At 37.5% G+C, this 5318-nt stretch carries 3 protein-coding genes, 1 pseudogene and 1 riboswitch; all 4 genes and pseudogenes read right to left on the bottom strand.

Features of this window, described 5'->3' with window-relative positions; translation table 11 throughout:
- Positions 1 to 260: 260 nt before the first annotated feature.
- Complete coding sequence (locus tag J2Y67_RS27465) at positions 261 to 623, bottom strand: P-II family nitrogen regulator (RefSeq protein WP_310179350.1); 363 nt, start codon at positions 621 to 623, stop codon at positions 261 to 263.
- Between the two features lie 11 nt (positions 624 to 634).
- The gene (locus J2Y67_RS27460) at positions 635 to 1855 is read right to left on the bottom strand and encodes an ammonium transporter (RefSeq protein ID WP_310179347.1); all 1221 of its coding nucleotides are present in this window, start codon (positions 1853 to 1855) and stop codon (positions 635 to 637) included.
- A 720-nt stretch (positions 1856 to 2575) separates the two neighbouring features.
- Positions 2576 to 4408 carry an APC family permease gene (locus tag J2Y67_RS27455; protein WP_310179344.1) on the bottom strand — a complete coding sequence of 611 codons (1833 nt, stop codon included), beginning with the start codon at positions 4406 to 4408 and terminating at the stop codon, positions 2576 to 2578.
- Positions 4409 to 4746: 338 nt separating this feature from the next.
- Positions 4747 to 4887, bottom strand: a riboswitch (cyclic di-AMP (ydaO/yuaA leader).
- Between the two features lie 249 nt (positions 4888 to 5136).
- Positions 5137 to 5318 (bottom strand): annotated as a pseudogene (locus J2Y67_RS27450) (hypothetical protein); the annotation flags it as partial.

Genomic DNA, 5318 nt, shown 5'->3' with positions numbered 1-5318 from the left:
CCCAACAAAGTCATGCCATATCCCTTGAATTAACAAAAAAATACAGCTTATATCCCCATATCTGAAGAAAGGGGTTTTACGCTGTATTTTGATAATATGTAAAAATTTTAGTATATATACAGTTTTTCTTCGAAATTTTTAAACAATCATTTTTATTTTTTTAGTAATTATCCAAAAGACATTATTCATCAACTAGAATGAACCGTTATACAATGAAAAAAACCGCCCAATTTGGCGGCTGTCGGTAGGTAGAAATTATTCTATTTCGTGTTTTGCAGTGCATCATATCCTTCTTCACCAGTACGTATTTTAATAGCATTGGCGATCTCATATATAAAAATCTTCCCGTCACCTGGTTGCCCAGTATTTAAGACTTTTCGCGCCGTATCAATTACTAATTGAACAGGAACTTTGCAAACGACGATCTCAACCTTGATTCTTTCATACATGTTTACATCGAACTTCTTGCCCCGGTAGGTTTCGGTATACCCTTTTTGAAAACCTGCACCAAGAGCATGGGTTACTGTAATTCCACTCACTTCAATTTGAGCCAGGGCTTGTTTCAATTCTTCAAATTTTGTTGGACGAGTAATAATTTCAATTTTTGTCAGTACGTCGCTCATAAGATCACCCTTTACGCTTCGTGATATGCTTTTTCTCCATGTAGTGTAATATCTAATCCAAGTGATTCTTCATATTCATTTGCTCGAACAGGGACGAAAACTTTTACAACTTTTATAATAATATAGGATACGATACCAACAAATAGATAGGTTGCAACAATTGCAATGAGTTGCTTTAATACTAAGCTTGGATCTCCATAAAATAATCCATTTGCTCCTGCTGAATTCACGGATTTTGTGGCAAACAAACCGGTAGCAATTCCGCCCCATGTTCCGCCAATTCCATGCAATCCAAACGCATCAAGAGCGTCATCATAACCGAATTTTTCTTTAACCCAGAAAACTCCCCAATAACAAATTGTACCTCCAAGGAATCCAATTAGAATAGAAGAAGCCGGCGTCACAAATCCTGCAGCAGGTGTGATCGCCACAAGTCCCGCAACTGCACCTGATACAGCTCCAAGCATGGTTGGTTTTTTATTTATCAGCCATTCTACTACTAACCAACCAATAATTCCAGCTGCCGCTGCTGTATTCGTATTAATAAATGCATACATCGCGACATCGTTAAGGGTTAAGGCACTGCCAACATTAAAACCAAACCATCCGAACCAAACTAAAGCTCCTCCTAATATGGTAAGCGGCAGGTTATGAGGAACCGTTGAGACTGTGTCTTTTCTTCTCCCAAGAACGATTGCAAGCACCAGTCCGGTTACACCAGATGAAATATGCACGACGTTTCCTCCGGCAAAATCAAGTGCTCCAAGATTACGAATCCATCCTCCTACTCCCCAAACCCAGTGGGCTACAGGTGAGTATACAAAAATGGACCATAGAACTGTGAAGATAGCAAAAGCGGAAAAACGCATACGCTCTGCAAAAGCTCCTGAAATTAGAGCTGCTGTTAATACAGCAAATGTTAGCTGGTACATCATAAACAAATTATGTGGAATCGTTGCACTATAATCACTGTTTGGTTTAAAGTTTACCTCCTTTAATCCCGCCCAATCTAAACCGCCGATAAATGGATTTCCATGGATAGAAAACGCTAGCGAATAACCAAAAAGAATCCAAATTATAGAAACAATAGCAATTGAGCCAAAGCTATACATTGCAGTACTTAACACGTTTTTACTTTTTACCATTCCTCCATAAAACAAAGCAATTCCGGGTGTCATAATCCAAACGAGTATCGTTGATAAAAACATAAATACTGTATCCGCCATCTGCATAATTTTCATCTCCTCTGCAAAAATTTCATGTTAGATTTCATTACATCACTTGTTAATAGAACTATCATATTGTTTTTTTATTATGTTTTCAATAGAATTTTTTAATAATTTGAACTGTTAAAATAATACATGTTAGGAATTATTACATTAAAAATTAAATGTCTTAGGTTTTAATGGGCGGATATACATACTGTTGAAGTGTTAACATTAATCAAGGCTATTTTCGCATAGATTGTTGTTTTTCGTATAAGTTCATCAACCCGTATAACTATATGCTTCGTGGCATCTTTTCGTATGAATATTTGCGAAAATTGCCTACAAACTTAGTAAATGAACCTTATTAAGCTCCAAAAGCAACAAAGTTTACGAAAAGAGCCTTAATCAAAAAAGGACCTAATTGGTCCTCCATTGTTATGGTCTTTTAAATATCGGTATGCACATTTCCAGCTTTATACTCAATTTAGAAAGATTTGATCCAACATAGGATTAAGTTGTTCTTCCCTTAGACAATTTTCGCAAATGACAAAAACGGATGAATTTAAATCCTTTACATTCTCTTTGCTGTCATTTCCACAAATGCTACAATACTGCTTCTCCATACTTCTTCACTCCTTATTCATTTATATTCATTATTTTTCCCATCCTTTCCCTTTTAAACGTTTAAACACTAAAAAAGCCCAATGTATTCCATTGGACTTCTTTTACTTATTAAGTCTATAATCAATCATTTAAATGAAATGGGACAGTCGATACGACCACATCTTTTCTGTTCAAAAGAAGCGCGCGGATACGAAAAGCTGATTGATTGTGTAATAGACGATGCCACCATTTATGCGTAATAAATTGAGGTAAAAGAACGGTTATTTTTTTATCTTCACCGTAACGACGTTCAACCCGACCTATAAATTCCACTAATGGCTTTATTAATGTACGGTAACGTGAAACGACTACAACTAATCGAACACCTGGATTCCATTGTTCCCATTTTTCTTCTATCTTCTTAGCATCTTCGGGAGAAAAAGCAACATAAAATGCTACCACATTCGGGGTGAGAGATTTTGCATAAGCAATGGTTGATAATACAACTTTATGAATACCTGCAACAGGAACAATAATGACTGTTTCAATAGTTGGTATAGGTTCGGTTAATTCCACTCTTAGTTGCTTGGCTACATTATCATAGTGCTTACTAATTTTTGTAATTAACCATAATAACAATGGTGTAATGATAACTACAATCCAAGCACCTTCTTCAAATTTTGTTATACTAAAAATAATGACTACACAAAATGTTACAAAGCCACCTAATCCATTAATTAATGCTTTTCGCTGCCATCCCGCAGACTTCTCTCTTCGCCACTTCAAAACAAGGCCTATTTGCGCCATTGTAAAGGATAGAAAAACGCCAATGGCATAAAGCGGTATTAATGCTTCTGTTCTACCACGAAAGGCAATAAGGAGGATACTTGATAATATACCTAAAGTAATGATTCCATAGTTAAAAGCTAAACGGTCTCCTCGATTACTAAACATCCGGGGCATATTTTTATCTTGTGCCATAATCGAAGATAAAATCGGAAAACCATTAAAGCTTGTATTTGCAGCCAGTACTAAAATTGCCATGGTAGCAAACTGAATGATGTAAAAAAAGCCCCCACGCCCAAAGGCATCTTCCGCAACCATCGATAAAACCGATTTCGTTCCGGTAGGATCTGGGTGAATATCATAAGCTCGTGAAAGGACGGTTACACCACCAAAAATGACAGCTAATAAAATTCCCAATGTCAGCATGGTTCGCTTTGCATTTTTTTGAGAGGGTTTCCTAAAATGAGGTACTGCATTGGATATCGCTTCAATTCCTGTAACAGCTGAACAACCAGAAGAAAACGCCTTTAACAAAACAAACCACGTCAAGCCTGCTGGTAATCCTGTAGGAACAGTAACCTGGTGAGTGACATGACCTGCACCAGTTAGCCAATCGAAAAGTCCTTTTCCTACAAGGGTTAACATACAAAAAATAAATAAGTATGTAGGTAATGCAAAGACGTTTCCAGATTCAGATGTTCCTCTTAAATTCATCCAGACCATAAACCAAGTAAAGATTAACCCAATTGGAACGACATACGGAGCGGCTGCGGGAAAAGCAGAAGTGATTGCAAGGACCCCGGCAGAAATGGAAACTGCTACCGTTAGTGTATAGTCAATAAGCAGCGAAACACCTGCTAAACGTCCCCACATCATTCCCAAGTTCTCTTTTGCGACCATGTAAGCTCCGCCACCTTGAGGGTAAGCATCAATTACTTGTCTATAACTTATGATAAGGATCGAAATTAATAAAACGATTGCAATAGCAATGGGTATAGAAAAAGAGAATGCAAAAGCCCCAACCGTTGCGAGCTCCAATAAAATCATTTCGGTTCCATATGCCACCGAAGAAAGAGCATCCGATGATAAAATAGGCAATGCCTTCCACATGGGCATTTTTTCTGTTTCTGCTTCACTTGATTTTAATGGACGACCAAGAAGAAGCCTTTTTATTGACTGAGATGTCATTAATCTTTCCTCCACAAAAAATGATGTTATTTAAATGGTCACTGTGTTTAGTTAAGGCAAGAAGGTTGACTCATTGGTACTTGCCCCCAAAAAGAAACGTTTTTAACGCGTAGTTTTAATCAATAAATATAGTGTTTTCCATTATTTATCTGATTAACCCCAATAAACTCCAAATGTTATTTTTTGTTGGTACACTAATACCCTCACCTCCGTATGGCGTACTGTTTTTCCATATCCTCTTTTTCTTTAAAAAATAGGCATAATAAAAAGACCTCCTTTAATAATCAGGTTGCTCTTTTTCTAAAAACAAAAAAGCCTCCTGAATTAGGCGGTCTACAGACCTCCTTCGCTTTTGCCGACGAAGTTAGCTGACGGGTTAGGATGGCGAAAGAGTTAGCATCCCTTCTACAAATCTGTAGAATACACCCCAAAGAATTGGGTCCTCCGTTCCCCTTACGGGGATTAGGCAATATGCAATTGTTTCCTATGTCCATGATACTACTCCGAAGGAATTAAATTGTAAAGGGTCAAAATAGCTCAAAACGATGTCTATAAGTCTAATTTTTTATAATAAAACGCTTACAAACTTGTGGTTGGGAGTTTTGTTCATATCAGTTGAATCTTTCCTGTTCATCTTATAGTAATAGGTAAGCTTTTGAAGTTATCTCCAGCTTTTCCCCCACTTCACATTGTACAGGCGAGTTTCCCCGCGTACGGCGTAATCATTCCTAATTCAATTCCTGTAATGCACATTTTCCGTATTGTGCGATAAAACGGCTAATCCGATTATCGTTGTATCGATGGAACGGCTCGGTTTGACTTCTCCCCATGCATAAATGCAGGGGATTCTCTTTTAAACCTTCATCAAAGCTGCCCTTCATCCGGGGAATCCAGGTCTTACGACTTCTCC

This window comes from Neobacillus niacini (genome assembly GCF_031456445.1).
Taxonomy (GTDB): domain Bacteria; phylum Bacillota; class Bacilli; order Bacillales; family Cytobacillaceae; genus Neobacillus; species Neobacillus niacini_I.
This window is presented reverse-complemented; position numbering and strand designations above follow the sequence as displayed.

Coding starts and splice junctions, on each gene's coding strand:
- J2Y67_RS27465 (WP_310179350.1), bottom strand. CDS start 623: ATGAGCGACGTACTGACAAAAATTGAAATTATTACTCGTCCAACAAAA.
- J2Y67_RS27455 (WP_310179344.1), bottom strand. CDS start 4,408: ATGACATCTCAGTCAATAAAAAGGCTTCTTCTTGGTCGTCCATTAAAA.
- J2Y67_RS27460 (WP_310179347.1), bottom strand. CDS start 1,855: ATGCAGATGGCGGATACAGTATTTATGTTTTTATCAACGATACTCGTT.